Genomic DNA, 20,686 nt, shown 5'->3' with positions numbered 1-20,686 from the left:
ACACGACAAAACCAACCTCTATGAGCGCTATGCCCCTCAGGAAAGATGGCCTCCCTAATTACCGCTTACTCCGGGAAGCGTTAATCTCAACTTCACGAAACTTGGGAGCCAGTTTATCCAGCACGCTGTTAACGAACTTGTGCCCATCCGTACCACCAAACTTTTTGGTCAGCTCCACCGCTTCATTGATGGCTACCCGATAAGGGACATCAATTCTGTTGATCAATTCATAGGCTCCCATACGGATAACCGAGAGCTCTATCGGATCAAGATCTTCCACTTTTCTGTCGATACATGGAGTCAGAGCCTCATCCAAAGCCTTAACTTGCGAGGTCACACCGCGAAGAAGCTCACGAAAGAACTCTTTGTCGACCTTTTCCATGTCGTTATCGACCAGAAACTCAGCCTCGACCTGAGAGACTGAAGAGCTTGCGATCTGCCATTGATATAAGGCCTGCAGAACCAGTCGACGTGCGCGACGACGCTTGTCCGCCATACTTGGTCCCGATCTTCTCGAAGGCTCCCTGCCTCTCTGATCCTTATCGTTGTGTTCGTTTTCGCTCACTTAAGCGCCCACCTGTTGGATTACCCCGACCATTTCCAGCGCTGACAGCGCCGCTTCGGCACCTTTGTTTCCAGCTTTGGTACCAGAGCGCTCAATAGCCTGCTCGATACTGTCTACAGTCAATACGCCAAATGCCACGGGAATTCCGGTCTGCAGAGCAACCTGACCCAGCCCTTTGGCACATTCTCCGGCCACATACTCAAAATGAGGAGTTCCGCCACGAATAACAGCCCCAAGTGCGATAATGGCATCCGGCTTTTGCTTGTCAGCAACCTGCTTCACCATTACCGGCATCTCGTAAGCCCCTGGCACCCGATATACGGTGATCTGGCTTTCCTTGACGCCATGCCGCTTCAACGCGTCAATTGCCCCCTCAAGCAGACTCTCCACAACAAAACTGTTAAAACGCCCAACTACGATAGCGTAATCCGCGCCAGCGCCTTGCAAAAAGTCGCCTTCCACCACTTTAACTGACATTCATTTCTCCCGCTCAATAAAATTTTAAATCTTCTAGCACTTCGATTGCTCACTCTTCATGAGTAACAGCAACCGGCTCACCGTTAAACGGCAGGTATTCCACTACCTCCAAATCAAACCCGGACAGTGCACTGAAACGCATTGGTGCGCTTAATACCCGCATTTTACCTACCCCCAGATCACGTAGAATCTGAGATCCGGTTCCAATCGTTTGATACCCCGTCGACCCGGGATTCTCACCCACAGGCTTACGACGACGAGGATTAAAGAAGTCCTGTACTTTCTGGCCAATATCCTCTTCCCCGGATTCACTATCCAGAAGGATGACCACACCCTCACCCGCCTCAGCGACATAGGCCAACGCCTTACCTATGGGCCAGCTTTCGGAATCTTCGCGCACAGCGCCCAGAAGGTCCCGCAAAACATTGGCAAAATGCACCCTAACCAGAGTCGGAGAATCCGGTTTCGGCTCCCCTTTTACCATAGCCAAATGAATATGCCCCTGAATCGTGTCCTGATAGGTGATCAGATTAAACACTCCGTAATCAGTAGGCAGCTCATGCTCATCGATTTTCTCGACAGTCTGCTCCGTCACAGCGCGATAATGAATCAAATCTGCAATAGTACCGATTTTCAGGTTATGCTCTTCGGCAAACTTTTCCAGCTCTGGACGACGTGCCATCGTGCCATCTTCGTTCATAATTTCCACGATGACGGCTGCTGACTCAAAACCTGCCAGACGAGCCAGATCGCATCCCGCTTCGGTATGACCCGCCCGACTCAACACTCCACCGGGCTTCGCCATCAATGGAAAAATATGCCCGGGCATAGCTATGTCTTCAGGACGGGAATGACGGCCGACAGCAACCCGCACCGTATGCGCACGGTCTGCAGCAGATATTCCGGTGGTAACGCCCTCAGCAGCCTCGATGGAGACGGTAAAATTGGTTCCATACTGAGCCTGGTTGGCATTGACCATCAAAGGCAATTGGAGATATTCGCAACGCTCCTTGCTCATTGGCAGACAAATCAATCCGCGCGCATGCTTCGCCATGAAATTAATATCTTCCGGACGCACCATCTCGGCGGCCATAATCAGGTCGCCCTCATTCTCGCGGTCCTCATCATCCATCAGGATTACCATTTTGCCCTGACGGATATCCGCAATAATTTCTTCGATAGTATTCAGCTTCATAAAATGTCTCTACCTCAGGGTTTCAAAAACCCATGATGTGCCAGAAATTGCTTATTGAGTTTAGACTCTCGGCCATCAGATTCCGAATCCTCAGCCGGCGCACGCATCAATTGCTCCATATAACGAGCCAGAATATCCACTTCCAGGTGAACTTTATCACCTGGCTTCAGAGTATCGAGAGTGGTCTCCTGTGACGTATGCGGTACGATATTCAACGCAAACTCGCATCCGGAAATATTATTTACCGTCAGGCTGACGCCATTCACCGTCACAGAGCCTTTTGCTGCCAGATAACGTTCGAGTTGCTCAGGGGCAGCTATTGTCAATTGAATTGACCGGCCGTCCGGCTTTCTCGATATGACTTTCCCTACGGCATCCACATGGCCAGTGACGATATGACCTCCCAACCGGCTGCTCAACATCAGGGCTTTTTCAAGATTTACCCGATGACCTCTCCCCCACTCTTTAATGCATGTGTGAAGAACCGTTTCCAGGGATACATCAGCATTAAACCAGTCAGAGCCAAATTCAGTCACTGTCAGGCAGACACCATTGACTGCGATACTGTCACCCAGTGCCACGTCCGACATGAAAGATCTCTCACAGCCGATACGCAGGCTGTAGTCGCCCCCCTTGGCCACACAGTGCTGAACGGATCCTACCGTTTCAATCAACCCCGTAAACATCGTCTGCTAGTGTTCCTCTAATCGGTAAATCAGTCTCAAGTCGTTACCCATCAGTCTGCAATCCGACAAATATAGCTGCGGCAGCTGATCCATTCTTTCAAACCCTCCCATCAGGAAGGACGCTCGAGCATCACTTCCCATCAGCTTTCCTGCCTGATAAATCCATAATTCATCAACCAACCCCGCTTCCAGGAACGCTCCAGCCAGTTCCGGACCAGCCTCGATCAAAACCTCATTACAGCCCTTTGCCGCTAAATCCTGCAAAATGTACAGCAATCCTTGCTGCCCGGTAACATCAACTCCTTTGATTGAAACATTTCTGATTGAAACGTTGCCGGGGAAATTCTTTGCCTGAAGCTGAACCGCCCCCTGAGGAGAGGTAAAGATCATTACCTCTCCGGGAGGCGACACGATTTTCATGTCAGGCGTAGTCCGCCCCTGCCGGTCCAACACAACCCTCAATGGTTGCCGAAGGCCTCCTGGACTTTGCTGCTCAACCATTTCACTGCGGACGTTCAAGGAAGGATTGTCTGCCAGGACCGTACCGATGCCTGTAATCACCGCTGAACTTCGGGCGCGCAAGGCCTGAACATCCTCCCGCGCTTCAGAACCGGTAATCCACTGACTTTGGCCATTCGCCAGAGCAGTACGACCGTCCAGACTCATCGCCATTTTCAGTCGCACCAGTGGAATTCCCTTCTGCATACGCTTGAAAAAGCCTGCGTTCAACGCAATTGCCTGGGTTTCCATACATCCGGATTCTGTCGCGATTCCTGCATCAGCAATTCTGGAAAGCCCGGTACCCGCTACTTGAGGGTTTGGATCTTTCACCGCTGCGACAACTCTACGAACTCCAGCCTTAATCAACGCGTCCGCACAGGGAGGGGTTTTACCAAAATGACTGCAAGGCTCAAGGGTGACATAACAATCCGCCCCCCGGGCATTATCTCCGGCCGCCTTCAAGGCATTGACTTCCGCATGCCCTTCACCAGCGCGCTGATGATAACCAGAGGCAATGATTTGACCATCCTTCACCAACACGCACCCTACTCTGGGATTAGGATCGGTGGTATACAGCCCTTTGGCAGCTTCCCGAAGCGCGAGAGCCATCATTTCGTAATCAAATGCAGACAGCGACATGGAAAAACTAGTCTTCCTGGGTGCTTTTTACTGGTTTAGAGCTATCTACCGGTTTAGAGCCTTCAGCCGGTTTAGAGCCATCTGCCAGTTTAGAGCTATCGGACTGGATAGCATCGCGGGACAGCTTATCGATTTCTGCCCGGAATTCATTCAAATCCTGGAACGATCGATAGACAGAAGCAAAACGAACATAGGCAACCTGATCGAGTTCTTTTAATTCTGTCATGACTTCCTCTCCCACGATCCGGGAATCCATTTCCCGCTCGCCGGTTGATCTCATTCGGAATTTGATACGGTCAAGCGCAGCCTCAATATTCTCAACACTGACAGGGCGTTTTTCCAGAGCTTTGGTTAGTCCCGCGCGCAATTTCCCTTCATCAAAGGGCTCCCGAGTGCCGTCCTGCTTCACGATGCGCGGCATGACGAGCTCGGCGGTTTCGTATGTGGTGAATCTTTCCGAACAGGAAACACACTCCCGGCGACGGCGCACCTGACTGCCGTCTGCCACCAGACGGGAATCAATCACTTTGGTATCCGCAGCACTACAAAACGGGCAATGCATGTATCACTCCTTAAGCCCGGAAAGAACGGGTAATCTGACAAATAAGAATCGCGGGCGTCTTCATGACGCCCGCACTTGGATCAGGCGTAAACCGGGAACTTTTTGCAAAGTTCCAGCACCTGCTGTTTGACACGCTCGATCGTGTCTTCATTGGTAATGTCATCAAGAATATCGCAAATCCAGCCGGTCAGCTGTTTGGCTTCCTCTTCTCCCATGCCCCGGGTCGTCATGGCTGGCGTACCAATACGCAATCCGCTGGTAACAAAAGGTGAACGAGGGTCATTGGGAACGGCATTCTTATTGACAGTAATATTGGCGCGGCCAAGTGCTGCATCAGCATCTTTACCGGTAATATCTTTCTTGATCAGATCCACCAGGAACAGGTGATCATCAGTACCGCCAGAGACGATATCGTAACCCCGCTCGATAAACGTGTTCGCCATGGTTTGCGCATTGACCACGACCTGCTTCTGATAGTCTTTGAATTCATCGCCCATGGCCTCTTTGAAGCACACAGCCTTGGCTGCAATGATATGCATCAGTGGACCACCCTGGCTTTCAGGGAACACGGCAAAGTTCAGTTTCTTTTCCAGTTCTTCGTTGGCTTTAGCCAGGATCAGGCCGCCACGAGGGCCGCGAAGAGTTTTATGGGTGGTGGTAGTGGTAACATCCGCAATTTGGACCGGGCTGGGATAAACACCAGCCGCCACCAAACCGGCAACATGCGCCATATCGACAAACAGATAAGCACCAACTTCATCCGCGATTTCGCGAAACTTTTGCCAATCGATCACGCGTGAATAGGCAGAGAATCCAGCCACGATCATACGAGGCTTGTGCTCACGGGCCAGTTGGGCCACTTCTTCATAATCAATTTCGCCGGTCTCGGGATTCAATCCATACTGAACAGCTTTGTAGATACGGCCAGAAAAGCTCACAGATGCTCCGTGAGTCAGGTGACCGCCGTGAGCCAGGCTCATCCCGAGGATGGTATCACCAGGCTTACACAGCGCCATATATACCGCAGCATTTGCCTGAGACCCTGAGTGCGGCTGCACGTTGGCAAAATCAGCACCGAACAGCTCTTTGGCACGATCGATGGCCAACTGTTCGACAATATCGACATATTCGCAACCACCGTAGTAGCGCTTGTTAGGGTAACCTTCAGCATATTTGTTGGTGAGGCCGGAACCCTGCGCCTGCATTACCCATGGGCTGGTGTAATTTTCAGATGCGATCAGTTCGATATGCTCTTCCTGTCTGTGTTCTTCCTTTTCCATTGCAGACCACAGTTCCGGATCAAAGCTTGCAATTGACATGTCACGGGTAAACATCAGGTTGCCTCTACTTGTAAAAGCTTGCACTTGTAAAAGATAACGCCCTGGGATTTTGAATTCTCTGTAGCAAAGACAGAAATCACCTCCCCGGCTTGAAGAAAGGGCGCCATTTTAATCGATTCTACGATTTCCTTCACCCTATTTCGCGCCAGCCATAGTAGCCCACGGACATATCGATCAGAGCCTTCCCAAGAACCAAGTTGAGTTTGCGCAAAACCGCTATTTCCGTTAACTTTACCACCCATTCAACGGCACCTATGGGAGCCTTCCCGATCTATTGCCATTGCCTTACTGATTAAGGCTGTCCCGATTATCTATAACGCAGTACGAATTTAACAAAGGTTTCGTCCTCTATGGCTCAGTACGTCTATACCATGAACCGCGTGGGCAAGGTGGTTCCGCCCAAACGCGAAATTCTGAAGGATATCTCTCTTTCCTTTTTCCCCGGCGCCAAAATTGGCGTTCTGGGCCTGAACGGCTCTGGTAAATCCACCCTGCTGCGTATCATGGCAGGTATTGATACCGATATTCAGGGTGAAGCCCGCCCACAACCCGGCATCAATGTGGGATACCTGCCACAGGAACCCCAGCTGGATGAAAGCAAAGATGTTCGGGGCAACATCGAAGAGGCTGTTACTGAGATCAAGACAGCCCTCACCCGCCTCGACGAAGTCTATGCGGCTTATGCTGATCCGGATGCAGATTTTGATGCTCTGGCAGCAGAACAGGCAAAGCTGGAAGCAATCATCCAGGCAACCGACGGCCATAACCTGGACCGCACCCTGGAAGTAGCTGCCGACGCCTTGAGGCTTCCAGCTTGGGAAGCAGATGTCAGCAAACTTTCCGGTGGTGAACGCCGCCGTGTAGCACTTTGCAAGCTTCTCCTGTCCAAGCCCGATATGCTTCTCCTGGACGAACCAACCAACCACCTGGATGCGGAAAGTGTTGCCTGGCTGGAACGCTTCCTTCTGGAATATCCAGGCACTGTCGTTGCTATTACCCACGACCGCTACTTCCTAGATAATGCCGCTGGCTGGATTCTGGAGCTGGACCGTGGTCGCGGCATCCCTTACGAAGGCAACTACAGCCAATGGCTGGAAGCAAAGGAGAAACGTCTGGAGCAGGAAGCCCGCACTGAAGCGGCGCACCAGAAAACCATCAAGTCAGAACTTGAATGGGTACGCAGCAACCCCAAAGGGCGCCACGCCAAGAGCAAGGCGCGACTGTCACGCTTTGAAGAACTGAGCTCTCAGGAATTCCAGACTCGCAACGAAACCAACGAGATCTACATACCACCAGGACCTCGCCTGGGCGATGTGGTATTTGAAATCGATGGCGTCAGTAAAAGCTACGGCGACAAGGTGCTGTTTGAGAACTTAAGTTTCAACATCCCCCCAGGCAGCATTGTCGGTGTAATCGGCGGTAACGGCGCAGGTAAATCCACTCTGTTCAAAATGCTGGCAGGAATTGAGGAACCCGATACAGGCGCTATCCGTAAGGGTGAAACAGTCAACCTGGCTTATGTCGGACAAATGCGCGAATTGGATGACAGCAAAACGGTGTGGGAGGAAGTCAGTGACGGCCTCGATATGATCGAAGTCGGCCAGTACCGTACCCAGTCACGCGCCTATCTGTCCCGTTTCAACTTCCGGGGAAGCGACCAGCAAAAACGGGTAAATGAACTTTCCGGCGGTGAGCGCAACCGACTGTTTCTAGCCAAACTGCTGAAACAGGGCGGCAATGTGTTACTGCTGGACGAACCCACCAACGACTTGGATGTGGAAACCTTGAGGGCGCTTGAGGAAGCGCTGCTGAACTTCCCCGGCTGCGCCGTGGTCATCTCGCACGACCGCTGGTTCCTTGATCGGGTCGCCACCCACATCCTGGCCTACGAAGGCGACAGTGAGGTGGTTTGGTTTGAAGGGAACTTCACCGAGTATGACGAAGACTACAAGAAACGGGTCGGCGTTAGTGCTGCTGTTCCAAAACGAGTCAAATACAAACGCCTCGCCTGAAAATAAAGCGCTATACGAGGCAGTCCGGTCGGACTGCCTCCGCGTGAACTTCCTTCAACTTCGGACTATAGTTAATAAAACCCGGAAAGAGTTAATAAACCCGGCAAGGAATTGAATACATGTCCGAAGATGATCAAAACAAGGAGCGGCGCCGCTTCCATCGAATACCCTTTGATACGTCGGTATTAATCCAACAGGAATGGCAGAAATGGCCTTCGGACCTGATCGATATATCATTTAAAGGCGCACTAATCGGAAAGCCCCAAGGCTGGGAAACAGCGCAAACCCACGCGCCATTCAGAATCCAGGTCGAAATCGATACCGAAACTTATATACGCTTTACGGCGACTCTACGCCATGAGGAAGATGACCGACTGGGATTTCACTGTGAAAACATGGACCTGGACAGCGCCTCAGTACTCCGACGCTTGGTGGAACTTAACCTGGGCGATCCCAAGCTACTGGAAAGAGAATTGGCCAGCCTGATGGAAGGCTAGCCGGGGCACGCTATAAAAGCTCCAAAGCCTGCTCGAGCTTGGTAACTGCAACCACTTCCATTCCTTCAGGAATTTTTCTGGGCACGTTGGCCTGTGGCACGATGGCTTTGGTGAACCCATGTTTGGCGGCCTCCGTCACACGTTCCTGCCCACTGCTCACAGGACGAATTTCTCCAGATAGCCCCACCTCACCAAATACAACCCAATCGCGAGGTATTACTCTGTCCCGAAAGCTTGAAGCAATGGCCAGAATGACTGAAAGGTCGGCGCTGGTCTCGGCCACCTTCACACCACCCACCACATTAATAAACACATCCTGATCACCAACGTGCAATCCACCATGGCGATGCAAGACGGCTAGAAGCAATCCCAGGCGCTGCGGCTCCATACCTACCGCCAACCTTCGAGGTGCGGCACCATAGCCCTGATCAACCAGAGCCTGTATTTCAACCAGCAAAGGCCGAGTTCCTTCCCAGATGACGGTGACAGTACTTCCCGCTGCCGACTCTCCTTCCCGATTCAGAAATATGGCGCTTGGGTTTTTCACATCTTTCAACCCATTCTCAAGCATGGCAAAAACGCCCAGCTCGTTTACCGCACCAAATCGATTCTTAATCGCCCGCAACGTTCTGTAGCGACTATCCTCACTTCCTTCCAACATAATCGAGGCATCTATCATATGCTCCAGAACTTTGGGTCCAGCCAGCGATCCATCCTTGGTCACATGTCCGACGATCAAAAGGATTGTGCCGGACTGTTTCGCATAGCGGGTCAACGCTGCAGCAGCTTCCCTAACCTGGGCGACACTTCCCGGCGCCGACTGTAGCTCCGGATTGAACATCACCTGGATACTGTCTATCACCATAATATTCGGGGTAAAGTCATTGGCAGTATTGATGATCGTATCCACATCCGTTTCTGCCATAACCTGCAGTCCATGAGACTCCAGCTGAAGGCGACGCGAGCGCATGGCAATCTGCTGCACTGACTCTTCCCCGGTGACATACAGAACCTTGACCGCTTCGGCCAGCCGACAGGACGTCTGCAACAACATGGTACTCTTCCCCGCTCCGGGGTGACCGCCCAACAATACGACCGATCCAGGCACGAGCCCACCACCAAGCACCCGATCCAGCTCCTGACTTCCTGTCCCTACCCGAGGCAATTCCTCCAGTTCTACTTGGTCCAGACTTTGGAGTTGAGCACGCTGTCCTGCGAAACCGCCGGCAACATGACGAGTCTGACTGGCCTTGGCCGACGACTCACGGAACTCACTGATGGTATTCCAGGCCTGGCATTGCAGACACTGCCCCATCCACTTGCGGTAGTCCGCACCACATTCAGTACAGACAAATTGAACTTTTGCCTTTGCCATAAATCTATTGCTAATTGAATTAGGACGCTGCGTTGGGCGTCCTTCGGTCAAATTTTTATGAGTTCTCGTGATATGGACGGCTTAACTCATGGACACTTTCAATGAAGGCTCCAGCATGCGCGGGATCCACCTCTGGTGTAATTCCGTGCCCCAGGTTGAATACGTGACCATTACCAGGACCGAAGCGCTTCAAAATATCCGCCACCTGGGCTCTGATAGCTTCAGGGCTGGCATATAGAACAGCCGGATCCATATTACCCTGCAATGCCACTCGGTCTCCCACCCGCTTGCGTGCGTCACCAATATCCGTGGTCCAGTCAAGACCTAAGGCATCTGCTCCGGTCTCAACCATAGATTCCAGCCATTGACCGCCATTCTTGGTAAACAGGATGACTGGAACCTTACGACCTTCATTTTCACGAATGAGACCGCTGACAATTTTCTGCATGTAAGCCAGAGAAAAGTTCAGATAACCTTCGGGGGTCAATGATCCGCCCCAGGTATCAAAAATCTGTACTGCCTGGGCACCTGCGCGAATCTGCGCATTCAAATAATCGGTCACTGCCAGGGCCAGCTTATCCAGCAACTGATGCAATACCTCTGGCTGGCCATATACCAATTTCTTGATTTCTCGGAAATCCTTGCTGGAGCCCCCTTCAACCATATAGGTAGCCAAAGTCCAAGGGCTACCCGAAAACCCGATAAGCGGCACTTTGCCATTCAGAGCCCGCCGAATAGTGGAAACTGCCTTAATCACATAATCCAGATCAGATTCCGCATTCGGTACAGGCAACGCATCAACATCAGCCTGAGTCCTGATCGTCTTTTTGAATCGTGGGCCTTCACCTGTCTCAAAATAGAGCCCCAGTCCCATGGCATCAGGAATTGTCAGGATATCTGAGAACAATATTGCCGCATCCAGAGGGTAACGCTCCAATGGCTGCAGGGTCACTTCACATGCAAGATCCGGATTCATACACAGATCCATGAAGCTTCCGGCCCGGGCCCGACTTGCCCGATATTCCGGAAGATATCGTCCTGCCTGACGCATCATCCACACAGGAGTCACATCGACAGGCTCGCGCAACAGCGCCCGCAGAAATCGATCGTTCTTCAGTTCTGACATAAATTCTCCAGAGTAACCCTTGCCGCTGAATTGTCGACAGTACAACCCTTATCAGGGACCATAAAAACAAAAAAGGCATGGTACTCGATACCATGCCTTCTGTCAGAATAAATCAGGAAAAAATTAGACTTCGAGGAAGTCCAGAATCCCTTCAGCAGCCTGGCGGCCTTCCCAAATAGCTGTCACCACCAGATCAGACCCCCGGACCATATCGCCACCGGCGAATATTTTTGAGTTGGTCGTCTGGAATTTAAATTCCTGCTCTTCGGGAGCCACGACACGCCCGGAAGAATCCACCTCTACGCCGACATCCTGCAACCAGGGAGCCGGGCTAGGACGAAAACCAAATGCAATCAATACGGAATCCGCAGGCAAAACTTCTTCACTACCGGGTACCGTTTCCGGGCGACGACGGCCATTTTCATCGGGCTCACCCAGACGGGTTTGCACAACTTTTACTCCCTCAACCTTGTCCTCACCGATAATGGCAATAGGCTGGCGATTAAACAGAAACTTCACGCCCTCTTCCTTGGCATTCGTCACTTCTTTCCGGGATCCCGGCATGTTCGCTTCATCCCGACGATAGGCACAATGAACCGTCTTGGCTCCCTGACGAATGGCCGTACGGTTACAGTCCATTGCGGTATCACCACCACCAAGCACCACAACGCGCCGACCGCTCATATCAATGAAATCATCAGCCGACTTTTCAAAGCCCAGGCAACGATTTACGTTTGATATCAGATATGGAAGCGCATCATGCACACCAGGCAAATCTTCTCCTGGGAAGCCGCCTTTCATGTAGTTGTATGTACCCATCCCCATGAAAACCGCATCATACTCATCCAGCAACGCCTGCAAAGTGACATCGGTGCCGATTTCAGTGTTCAGGCGAAACTCGATACCCATCCCTTCAAATACTTCGCGACGACGAGTCATCACGCTTTTTTCCAGCTTGAACTCGGGAATTCCGAATGTCAGTAGCCCACCGATTTCCGGATAGCGGTCAAACACTACCGGCTTTACGCCGCTACGAATAAGAACATCCGCACATCCGAGACCCGCAGGCCCTGCACCAATAATGGCAACTTTCTTATCAGTCATTACCACTTTGGACATATCCGGGCGCCAACCTAATGCAAATGCGGTTTCAGTAATATACTTCTCCGCAGATCCTATGGTGACAGCCCCGAATCCGTCATTCAGGGTACAGGCTCCTTCACATAAGCGATCCTGTGGGCATACCCGCCCGCATACTTCAGGCAAAGTATTGGTCTGGTGGGACATTTCCACCGCCTGCATGATATTGCCTTCAGAAATCAGCTTGAGCCAGTTCGGAATAAAGTTATGAACAGGACACTTCCACTCACAGTAGGGATTACCACACTCCAGGCAACGATGCGCCTGGTTTTTGGCCTCGTCTTCCTTGAAAGGTTTGTATATTTCCACAAACTTTTTCTTGCGACGGCTTACAGGCAACTTTTCCGGGTCTTGCCTTCCTACATCGAGGAACTGAAAATTGTTACTCAGTCTCTCAGCCATGCGTTTAAACCTCTAAAACTCATCAATAATGGGGAATTCTTATCACAGCAATGCTTTCGTCTGGCCGGACACGGCCGCCCGGTTATTCCGGGCGGGCGCGAGTACTGTCCAGCAGACTGGCAAGACTGGCAGCTTTGGGCTTAACCAACCAGAATCGTCCGACATAATCGTCGAAGTTATCCTGTATGTTCTGCGCCCAGCTACTGCCGGTTTCTTCAATGTGCTCTGCAATCACATCTCTTAAGTGATTTCGATAAGCCTCTGTCTGCTCACTGGTAATGCGGTGGATTTCGACCAGCTCATGGTTGTATTTGTCAACAAACCGGTTTTCCAGATCCAGTACGTAGGCAAATCCACCCGTCATACCTGCACCGAAGTTGTGACCGGTTTTACCAAGAACAGTCACCATACCACCGGTCATATATTCACAACAGTGATCACCAACACCTTCAACAACCGCATGTGCTCCAGAGTTCCGCACAGCGAATCGCTCGCCGGCTACGCCTGCAGCAAACAATTTACCGCCGGTCGCGCCGTACAAGCAGGTGTTACCGATGATGGCGGTCTCTTGTGAAGCAAAAGAGCTGGCTTCAGGCGGACGAATCGTCAATTTGCCTCCGGTCATGCCTTTACCGACATAGTCGTTGGCATCGCCTTCGATATGCATATGCAGACCACCTGCGTTCCACACACCAAAGCTTTGCCCGGCAGTTCCGGTCAATTTCAGCACAATCGGCGCATCTGCCATCCCTTGGTTACCGTGCCGTCTGGCAATCTCACCAGACAAACGGGCACCTATAGAGCGGTCACAGTTGGTAATATTAAAACTGAACTCGCCACCTGACTTGGACTCAATCGCAGACAATGTGACTTCCACCATCTCCTCAGCCAAAGATCCCTTATCGTATGGCTGATTACGGTCAACCTGGCAGGTGTGCGGCTTGTCAGCCGGAATATTCTCGCTGCTCAAGATCGGCGTCAGATTAAGGTTGCGCTGCTTGGGCGTGTTTCCAGGGAGAATTTCAAGCAGATCGGTTCTACCCACCAATTCCTCAAGAGTACGAACGCCTAACTTGGCCATCCATTCTCGAGTTTCAGTAGCGACAAACTGGAAGTAGTTGATCGCCATTTCCACTGTTCCCTGGAAATGTTTCTCACGCAGGGCCTTATTCTGGGTTGCCACACCTGTAGCACAGTTATTCAGGTGACAGATCCGCAAGTATTTACAGCCAATAGCCACCATTGGCCCGGTTCCGAAGCCGAAACTCTCCGCACCAAGAATCGCAGCTTTGACCACATCAAGACCGGTCTTCAAGCCGCCATCAGTCTGCAGGCGCACCTTACCACGCAGATCATTTCCGCGCAGAGTCTGGTGCGCTTCTGAAAGGCCCAGTTCCCATGGAGAACCGGCATACTTGATAGAGGTCAACGGGCTCGCGCCAGTACCGCCGTCGTAGCCGGAAATAGTGATGAGATCAGCGTAGGCTTTGGCAACACCCGCGGCAATCGTTCCTACACCCGGTTCTGACACCAGTTTTACCGATACCAGTGCATCCGGATTAACTTGCTTAAGGTCGAAAATCAGCTGCGCCAGATCCTCAATAGAATAAATATCATGATGAGGCGGAGGCGAAATCAGCGTTACTCCCGGCACAGAAAAACGCAAGCGAGCGATCAATTCATTGACCTTCCCGCCGGGCAGCTGGCCTCCCTCTCCCGGTTTGGCACCTTGCGCCACCTTGATCTGAAGAACTTCCGCTCCGACCAGATAATGGGGCGTAACACCAAAGCGGCCGGAAGCCACCTGACGAATCTTGGAACGTCTCTCAGTGCCATAGCGGGCAGGATCTTCACCACCCTCACCAGAGTTGGAACGACCTCCCAGGCGGTTCATCGCCACAGCCAATGCCTCATGGGCTTCAGGCGACAATGCACCTATCGACATGGCAGCTGAATCGAATCGCTTATAGATACTTTCAACGGGCTCGACTTCATCGAGCTCTATCGACTTGGCCTTGCTGGAAAGTGTCAACAAATCGCGGATCGTGGTCACCGGGCGCCCATTGACGTAGGAGGCATACTCCTGATAAATGCCATAGTCACCGGATTTCACAGCATCCTGCAATGTGCGCACAACGTCAGGGTTATAGGCATGATATTCACCGCCGTGAATAAACTTCAGCAGCCCGCCCTGCAAAATAGGCTTACGCTTGTTCCAGGCCATCTTGGCCAATGCTTCCTGCTCGCTTTGCAGGTCATAGAAAGTCGCCCCTTCAATTCGGCTGACAACTCCCTTGAAGCAAAGGTCCACAATTTCTTCGGAGAGGCCAACCGCTTCGAACAACTGAGCGCCACGATAGGAAGCGATGGTTGAGATCCCCATTTTTGAGAGAATCTTCAACAGACCTTTATTTATCCCTCTACGATAGTTGTTCTTCGCATCGATTGGATCGATCAGCAACTGACCATCATTAATCAAATCATTCAGCACTTGGTATGCCAGATAGGGATAAACGGCTGTGGCACCGAAACCGAATAGCACCGCAAAGTGGTGCGGGTCACGAGCCCAGGCAGTTTCAACGACAATATTGGAGTCAGTTCTCAAACCACGCTCCACAAGACGATGATGGACTGCGCCTGTCGCCATAAAGGCACTGATCGGCAATTCACCTTGCTGGATATTCTTGTCACTGAGAACCAACAGCACTTTACCATTGCGAACGGCTTGTTCCGCCTGGTCGGCAACAGACTCGATAGCCTGCTTCAGACCCAACTCTGGGCGGAAAGATAACTTGATGGTCTCAGATTCAAATCCAGGCCTGTCATTGGAAAGAATCCTAAGAAACTTCGCCGGAGACAATACCGGGGTACTTAGGATAATACGGTTAGCATGCTCAGGACTTTCCTCAAAGACATTCCGCTCTGCTCCCAGACAGGTTTCCAGGGACATTACGATGGTTTCACGTAATGGATCGATAGGCGGGTTGGTGACCTGGGCAAACTTCTGACGGAAATAGTCGGCAACAGTACGCACTTTTCCAGACAATACGGCCATAGGCGTATCGTCTCCCATAGAACCGACCGCTTCCTGACCACTCTCGGCCAAAGGACGCAATACCTGATCCCGCTCTTCAAAGGAAACCATGAACATCTTCATGTAGCTGTTCAGTTCTTCCTTGTCCATCAGAGTGAACTCAGGAGTCTGCTGATTCAGCTTGGTTTCGACGCGCAAGGCATTCTCGCGCAACCACTTTTTATAAGGCTGAGCAGCTTTTAATCGATTATCGATATCCTTGGTGTGCAACACTTCGCCGGTCTGGGTATCGACAGCCAGAATCTGTCCCGGACCTACACGCCCTTTCGCGACGACATCTTCAGGCTTGTATCCGTAGGTTCCGATTTCAGAGGCGAGCGTGATGAAACCGTTTTTAGTGATCACCCAACGTGCCGGACGAAGACCGTTACGGTCAAGCAAGCACATGGCATAACGGCCATCTGTCATCACCACGCCGGCAGGCCCATCCCAAGGCTCCATGTGCATGGAGTTATATTCATAGAATGCGCGCAAATCCGCATCCATGGTATCCACATTCTGCCAGGCTGGCGGAATCATCATTCTTACTGCACGGAACAGGTCCACGCCACCCGCAAGCAACACTTCCAACATATTATCCATAGAGGAAGAGTCAGACCCAGTCCGATTAACGATAGGCTGAAGTTCCTGCAGGTCTGGCAAATGCTCGCTCTTGAACTTATTGGCCCTGGCCAGAGCCCAGTTTCGATTGCCCTCAATGGTGTTGATTTCTCCATTATGGGCAAGGTAGCGGAATGGTTGGGCCAACGGCCAGCGAGGCATTGTGTTGGTGGAAAAACGCTGATGGAAGACACAAATAGATGTTTCCAGGCGCTCATCACCCAGATCTTTATAAAAGCTGGGCAAATCAACCGGCATCATCAGGCCTTTGTAAGAAATCACCTGATCCGACAGAGAGCAGATATAAAATTCACTGTCGTCTACCAGTGCCTTTTCTGCCATACGCCGTGCGACATACAGTTTGACACTCAGTTCATGCTGGCTAAGGGAGTCATCGATATTAACGAAAATCTGCTCAATTCCAGGCAGACAATCCAGCGCCATCGGCCCAAGACAGGCCGTATCAGTGGGCACAACCCGCCAGCCGACCGGCGTCAGGCCCTGTGCCGCAATCGCGGCTTCAAGCTGCTCTCTGGCAGCCTGAGCCTTGGCGGGATCAGGATTCAGGAACACCATACCAACAGCGTATTTGCTGCTGAGATCAGTATTCAATGATTCTTTGGCGACTTCACGCAAAAAGGAATCAGGCTTTTGTATCAGCAGACCACAACCGTCGCCTGTTTTACCGTCTGCGGCAATTCCGCCACGGTGGGTCATGCATGTAAGCGATTCAATTGCTGTGCGTAGCAGCTCATGGCTGCGTTCGCCTTCCATATGGGCTATCAAGCCAAAACCACAGTTATCTTTGAATTCGCTGGGTTGATACAGACCTGTTTTCATAAGCAATCTCTCATTAAAATCCTTACGAATCAGAAGCTTATTGATACAACATGCAATAAAAAACGCTTCTGATAGGCAAAAATGGGCCGCCCATTCTACACTCGGACAGGCCATTGCTCAAATTTAAAGGGAAAAGTTAATTAGTAAAAGTACTTAAAACGACAAAAGTCTGGGAAATCACTTACCTGCAATGTCCTGCCAGACGCAGGGAGCACCGTGTGAATCAGCCAGACTCACACACTAGTTCGAAGCAACATGCAGGCCAGTAAGACTACGAATCCAAGCTCCAGCCTCCTGAACCTCTGCAGGTAACTGAGCCAACCCCTCCCGGGCTTTTTCTTTAGTGGAATAGACACCGTGCAGCACAACATACCAGTCCTTACCCTGGTAGTCGGACTTCACATAAAAATAACCATCTGAATTTTTTACTTTTTTCAAGTAGGTGGTTGCAGCCTCTTCCGAGAACGACCCCAACACCTGGATTGTCCAACTCCCGCGGGGTTGGCTATTAACCCATTCGGCAGAGCGCTTAAGCTCTGCAAGCGCTCCTTCATCATTCACCGTGGAAACCTGCACTACAGCGTTCTGCACCGAATCAGGCTCAACAGCTTCAGACGACTTAACATCGGATTTATCTTCTCCCTGACCTGAATTCTGCACCATTCGCGGGGCATTGGCTGTTTCATTCTGCACCAGGTCTGTGCCTTCTGGCGACACATCTGCATTTTTATCGCTGCTTTCCACCTCATCACTGGCTTCAAGAGCCGCATCATTCACACCGGCAACCTCAGAAGTCGCATCCTCAGCAGTCTTATCCGCGGGAACATCTGATTCGGGCGCGACCGGTATTGCAATGTCACTTTCAGAAACAGGCTCAACCGTATCGGAACTCAACCCTTCATCCTGAATACCTATAAGGCTCGCAACATTGATTTCCGGCTTTCCTCCAGGCAGATCCTCATCCATCTCCCCAGGTTGAGTCTCCTCAGAGCCCGGTGTCGGCAGCGCAATGGTCAAACGCAAGGTATTATCCGGCAAGATTTCATCTGCCGGCTCTGAGTCATATTGCAGAGCAATTAACCCTGTTGCCAGCACAAGAGCAACAATCACCAGCCCTGCAAAAAGCCTGTTCATATGCATGGCTCTGTTATTTACAGCTTGCCCCGCATCATTCCCAGACAGCAAAACAGACGAAACAATTCGATTGATTCTACCAGGCAGCCCTTTACCCAATTGATGTATTTTATTCAGAGCATCCTGCCCAACATCAGGGTTTCCGCGCCAACCCGCGCTTTGCAAGCGCTGCAACACATAACTGTCGGTGTCCTGTTGATTGAAGTTTCTCAACTGAAGCTGGTGAAACGGCTGGGACTCGGAGACAGGGAAAAGCCTTCTAATCTGCTCCACCATTTGCTGCTGGGCCAGAAGCACCAACCCAAAGGCGCCCGAACGCCGTGGATTAAAACGTTTGGCTAGCAATTCGATGCTTTCATCAGACAATTCATGGGCATCATCTATGACAAAGAGCGTCCTGATCCCATGGCTGTATCGATTTTGACAGGTTTCCAGGATTCGACCTGAAAGCGTTTCGGTGGTATCTCCCTTGGAAACGACTACACCAAGGAGTTTTGCCATCTGAACGATAAGACTCGCCCGCCCTTCGAGCAGCTTTGGCCTTACCCATACGATCTTTAAAGCTTCCTTTTCATACCCGGTAAGCTGCTCAAGCAGGTAGGATTTGCCACTACCCTTATCTCCGGTTACAACCAGGATATGATCAGAGAAATGTACCAGATGCCTTAGATTATCCAGCAGCTCTTGGCGCTGGGCGCCGCCAAAAAAAACAGCCCCCTCACCATTATTGTCCGCTATGAACGGATCAACGGCAAAACCATATTGTTGCCGCCACAGCTCAGCAGTGTAGACCTGATCCCGGCTTTGCTCGCTTGCGGACATAGACTGGCCCTAGTGGTGCGAAAACTCTGCCAGAGTCTGCTCCAGCATGTCACGCCCAAACTGATCTGTCACCCAGGCACTACCAAGCCCACGCATCAGTACCAGCCGCAATTGGCCATCCAATACTTTTTTATCTATCGACATATAACGAATAAAGTCTTCTGCCGTCATATTTGAAGGAGGCCTTACCGGCAGGTTCGCGCGACTGAGAATATTAACAACTCGCTTATAATCCTCCTGGGCCAGGTCACCTATTCTTAACGACAGGTCTGCAGCCATTACAGTACCAGCAGCAACGGCTTCACCATGTAACCACTCTTTATAATGGGTAAACGCCTCTATCGCATGACCAAAAGTATGCCCGAGGTTCAAAATTGCGCGCACACCCTGTTCGGTTTCGTCCTCAGCAACCACCTCTGCCTTCACCTCACAGGACTGGCGGATAGCGTATTGAAGCATTTCTGCGTCCAGAGCCATCAAATCATCCAGGTTTGACTCCAGCCACTCAAGGAACCCGACATCTTTAATCAGGCCATACTTGATGACTTCCGCAAGGCCGGCAGAAAACTCACTCTCCGGAAGAGTTTGCAAAGTCGAAGTATCGATAAGAACGGCTTTCGGCTGATAGAATGCGCCGATCATATTCTTGCCCTGAGGATGATTGATTCCCGTCTTACCCCCGACTGACGAGTCTACCTGCGACAAGAGCGTCGTTGGTATCTGGATAAAATTAACACCGCGCTGATAAGACGCTGCGGCAAACCCCGTCATATCACCGATAACACCGCCACCCAGAGCGATCAAGGTTGTCGTCCGGTTATGCCTCTGACCGATAAGGTGATCAAATATCGAAGCCAGAGACTCCATATTCTTATACTCTTCGCCATCAGGCAGAACAGTGACATCCACATCGAAACCATCCAGCAACTGCCGGACTTTCTCGAGATACAACGGCGCTACAGTTTCATTTGTCACAATCATGACCTGCCGGCCGGAAATGTGCCTGATCAAGCAGTCCTTTCGAGCCAGAACATCACCACCGATGTAGATGGGGTAGCTACGCTCCCCTAAATCGACATTAAGAGTTTCCACAATTATTCAACCTTAGGAGATGAAGAAGGCATCCAGACTGGAGAAGCCTGCAGCGCCTTTATAATTTCTCTGACCACAGTCCTTGGCCGCTTTTGATCTGTACTAATAACATAGTCTGCCATAGAGCGATAGATCGGCTCACGAACAGCCATCAGATTTTGCAGAACTTTCATCGGATCACTATTCTGCAGAAGCGGCCTTTTACGGTCCTTTCGCGTCCTCTGGTACTGCTGCTCAACAGAGGTATGCAGATATACGACAAAGCCCTTGGCACTTAGATGGTACTGATTCTCCTCACTCCCCACAGCGCCGCCGCCGGTTGCGACAACGATTTCCGGTTCGTTTGAGAGCTCCTCAATCACCATTCTTTCTCGCGCCCGGAACCCTTGCTCCCCTTCGACATCAAATATCCAGGGAATATCCGCGCCAGAGCGCTCCTCTATCTCACGATCGGAGTCCTTGAACTCAAAGTGCAGTTCCTTTGCCAGAAGCTTGCCGATTGTGGTCTTACCGGTCCCCATGGGACCCACCAGAACAACATTATGTTTGAAGTCTTGCATGCCTTGTCAACCATCGCTTAAGCGCAG

General features: G+C 51.3%; 17 protein-coding genes. 2 read left to right on the top strand and 15 right to left on the bottom strand.

Going from position 1 to position 20,686, the window contains the following annotated elements:
* Positions 1 to 58 precede the first annotated feature (58 nt).
* From nusB to BTA51_RS21125, 8 genes are all read right to left on the bottom strand, one after another.
* Positions 59 to 496 (bottom strand): transcription antitermination factor NusB, encoded by a 438-nt coding sequence (gene nusB / locus BTA51_RS21160; protein ID WP_094710955.1) that lies wholly within the window; start codon positions 494 to 496, stop codon positions 59 to 61.
* 69 nt (positions 497 to 565) lie between these two features.
* Positions 566 to 1,042, bottom strand: coding sequence for a 6,7-dimethyl-8-ribityllumazine synthase (gene ribE / locus BTA51_RS21155; protein ID WP_094710953.1), 477 nt, complete (start codon positions 1,040 to 1,042; stop codon positions 566 to 568).
* A gap of 49 nt (positions 1,043 to 1,091) precedes the next feature.
* Positions 1,092 to 2,237: a bifunctional 3,4-dihydroxy-2-butanone-4-phosphate synthase/GTP cyclohydrolase II gene (gene ribBA / locus BTA51_RS21150; RefSeq protein WP_094710951.1), complete on the bottom strand. Its 1,146-nt coding sequence runs from the start codon at positions 2,235 to 2,237 to the stop codon at positions 1,092 to 1,094.
* A gap of 14 nt (positions 2,238 to 2,251) precedes the next feature.
* Complete coding sequence (locus BTA51_RS21145; RefSeq protein WP_094710949.1) at positions 2,252 to 2,923, bottom strand: riboflavin synthase; 672 nt, start codon at positions 2,921 to 2,923, stop codon at positions 2,252 to 2,254.
* Positions 2,924 to 2,929: 6 nt separating this feature from the next.
* The gene (gene ribD / locus BTA51_RS21140) at positions 2,930 to 4,063 is read right to left on the bottom strand and encodes a bifunctional diaminohydroxyphosphoribosylaminopyrimidine deaminase/5-amino-6-(5-phosphoribosylamino)uracil reductase RibD (protein WP_094710947.1); all 1,134 of its coding nucleotides are present in this window, start codon (positions 4,061 to 4,063) and stop codon (positions 2,930 to 2,932) included.
* A 7-nt stretch (positions 4,064 to 4,070) separates the two neighbouring features.
* Positions 4,071 to 4,625 (bottom strand): transcriptional regulator NrdR, encoded by a 555-nt coding sequence (nrdR, locus tag BTA51_RS21135; protein WP_246841119.1) that lies wholly within the window; start codon positions 4,623 to 4,625, stop codon positions 4,071 to 4,073.
* A gap of 80 nt (positions 4,626 to 4,705) precedes the next feature.
* Positions 4,706 to 5,959: a serine hydroxymethyltransferase gene (gene glyA, locus BTA51_RS21130; protein WP_094710945.1), complete on the bottom strand. Its 1,254-nt coding sequence runs from the start codon at positions 5,957 to 5,959 to the stop codon at positions 4,706 to 4,708.
* Complete coding sequence (locus BTA51_RS21125) at positions 5,959 to 6,207, bottom strand: hypothetical protein (protein WP_094710943.1); 249 nt, start codon at positions 6,205 to 6,207, stop codon at positions 5,959 to 5,961. The genes glyA and BTA51_RS21125 overlap by 1 nt, the downstream gene beginning before the upstream one ends.
* A gap of 108 nt (positions 6,208 to 6,315) precedes the next feature.
* Between BTA51_RS21125 and ettA the strand changes: the two genes are divergently transcribed.
* Positions 6,316 to 7,977: an energy-dependent translational throttle protein EttA gene (gene ettA / locus BTA51_RS21120; protein WP_094710941.1), complete on the top strand. Its 1,662-nt coding sequence runs from the start codon at positions 6,316 to 6,318 to the stop codon at positions 7,975 to 7,977.
* A 119-nt stretch (positions 7,978 to 8,096) separates the two neighbouring features.
* On the top strand, positions 8,097 to 8,474 hold the full coding sequence (locus BTA51_RS21115) for a PilZ domain-containing protein (protein WP_094710940.1): 378 nt from the start codon (positions 8,097 to 8,099) through the stop codon (positions 8,472 to 8,474).
* Between the two features lie 10 nt (positions 8,475 to 8,484).
* Here BTA51_RS21115 and radA read toward each other — a convergent pair whose 3' ends face one another.
* From radA to aroK, 7 genes are all read right to left on the bottom strand, one after another.
* Complete coding sequence (gene radA, locus BTA51_RS21110; protein ID WP_094710938.1) at positions 8,485 to 9,849, bottom strand: DNA repair protein RadA; 1,365 nt, start codon at positions 9,847 to 9,849, stop codon at positions 8,485 to 8,487.
* Positions 9,850 to 9,904: 55 nt separating this feature from the next.
* Positions 9,905 to 10,975 carry a uroporphyrinogen decarboxylase gene (gene hemE / locus BTA51_RS21105; RefSeq protein ID WP_094710936.1) on the bottom strand — a complete coding sequence of 357 codons (1,071 nt, stop codon included), beginning with the start codon at positions 10,973 to 10,975 and terminating at the stop codon, positions 9,905 to 9,907.
* A 123-nt stretch (positions 10,976 to 11,098) separates the two neighbouring features.
* The gene (locus BTA51_RS21100; protein ID WP_094710934.1) at positions 11,099 to 12,517 is read right to left on the bottom strand and encodes an FAD-dependent oxidoreductase; all 1,419 of its coding nucleotides are present in this window, start codon (positions 12,515 to 12,517) and stop codon (positions 11,099 to 11,101) included.
* A gap of 82 nt (positions 12,518 to 12,599) precedes the next feature.
* Positions 12,600 to 17,051 carry a glutamate synthase large subunit gene (gene gltB, locus BTA51_RS21095; protein ID WP_094710932.1) on the bottom strand — a complete coding sequence of 1,484 codons (4,452 nt, stop codon included), beginning with the start codon at positions 17,049 to 17,051 and terminating at the stop codon, positions 12,600 to 12,602.
* Positions 17,052 to 17,291: 240 nt separating this feature from the next.
* The gene (locus BTA51_RS21090; protein ID WP_094710930.1) at positions 17,292 to 19,007 is read right to left on the bottom strand and encodes an AAA family ATPase; all 1,716 of its coding nucleotides are present in this window, start codon (positions 19,005 to 19,007) and stop codon (positions 17,292 to 17,294) included.
* 9 nt (positions 19,008 to 19,016) lie between these two features.
* Positions 19,017 to 20,099, bottom strand: a complete 1,083-nt coding sequence (aroB, locus tag BTA51_RS21085; RefSeq protein ID WP_094710928.1) for a 3-dehydroquinate synthase — start codon at positions 20,097 to 20,099, stop codon at positions 19,017 to 19,019.
* 2 nt (positions 20,100 to 20,101) lie between these two features.
* Complete coding sequence (aroK, locus tag BTA51_RS21080) at positions 20,102 to 20,659, bottom strand: shikimate kinase AroK (protein ID WP_094710926.1); 558 nt, start codon at positions 20,657 to 20,659, stop codon at positions 20,102 to 20,104.
* Positions 20,660 to 20,686: the final 27 nt, after the last annotated feature.

Origin of the sequence: Hahella sp. CCB-MM4, assembly GCF_002260525.1 — a bacterium.
GTDB lineage: Bacteria > Pseudomonadota > Gammaproteobacteria > Pseudomonadales > Oleiphilaceae > Hahella.
The sequence above is the reverse complement of the archived record's forward strand: the minus strand, read 5'-3'. Positions and strand labels throughout refer to the sequence as shown.

What these genes read in the sequence shown, in the direction of transcription:
- BTA51_RS21145 (WP_094710949.1), bottom strand. Translation starts at nt 2,923, where the DNA reads ATGTTTACGGGGTTGATTGAAACGGTAGGATCCGTTCAGCACTGTGTG.
- ettA (WP_094710941.1), top strand. Translation starts at nt 6,316, where the DNA reads ATGGCTCAGTACGTCTATACCATGAACCGCGTGGGCAAGGTGGTTCCG.
- ribBA (WP_094710951.1), bottom strand. Translation starts at nt 2,237, where the DNA reads ATGAAGCTGAATACTATCGAAGAAATTATTGCGGATATCCGTCAGGGC.
- BTA51_RS21115 (WP_094710940.1), top strand. Translation starts at nt 8,097, where the DNA reads ATGTCCGAAGATGATCAAAACAAGGAGCGGCGCCGCTTCCATCGAATA.
- BTA51_RS21125 (WP_094710943.1), bottom strand. Translation starts at nt 6,207, where the DNA reads ATGGGTGGTAAAGTTAACGGAAATAGCGGTTTTGCGCAAACTCAACTT.
- BTA51_RS21100 (WP_094710934.1), bottom strand. Translation starts at nt 12,517, where the DNA reads ATGGCTGAGAGACTGAGTAACAATTTTCAGTTCCTCGATGTAGGAAGG.
- ribE (WP_094710953.1), bottom strand. Translation starts at nt 1,042, where the DNA reads ATGTCAGTTAAAGTGGTGGAAGGCGACTTTTTGCAAGGCGCTGGCGCG.
- BTA51_RS21090 (WP_094710930.1), bottom strand. Translation starts at nt 19,007, where the DNA reads ATGTCCGCAAGCGAGCAAAGCCGGGATCAGGTCTACACTGCTGAGCTG.
- hemE (WP_094710936.1), bottom strand. Translation starts at nt 10,975, where the DNA reads ATGTCAGAACTGAAGAACGATCGATTTCTGCGGGCGCTGTTGCGCGAG.
- nrdR (WP_246841119.1), bottom strand. Translation starts at nt 4,625, where the DNA reads ATGCATTGCCCGTTTTGTAGTGCTGCGGATACCAAAGTGATTGATTCC.
- radA (WP_094710938.1), bottom strand. Translation starts at nt 9,849, where the DNA reads ATGGCAAAGGCAAAAGTTCAATTTGTCTGTACTGAATGTGGTGCGGAC.
- gltB (WP_094710932.1), bottom strand. Translation starts at nt 17,051, where the DNA reads ATGAAAACAGGTCTGTATCAACCCAGCGAATTCAAAGATAACTGTGGT.
- nusB (WP_094710955.1), bottom strand. Translation starts at nt 496, where the DNA reads ATGGCGGACAAGCGTCGTCGCGCACGTCGACTGGTTCTGCAGGCCTTA.
- glyA (WP_094710945.1), bottom strand. Translation starts at nt 5,959, where the DNA reads ATGTTTACCCGTGACATGTCAATTGCAAGCTTTGATCCGGAACTGTGG.
- ribD (WP_094710947.1), bottom strand. Translation starts at nt 4,063, where the DNA reads ATGTCGCTGTCTGCATTTGATTACGAAATGATGGCTCTCGCGCTTCGG.
- aroK (WP_094710926.1), bottom strand. Translation starts at nt 20,659, where the DNA reads ATGCAAGACTTCAAACATAATGTTGTTCTGGTGGGTCCCATGGGGACC.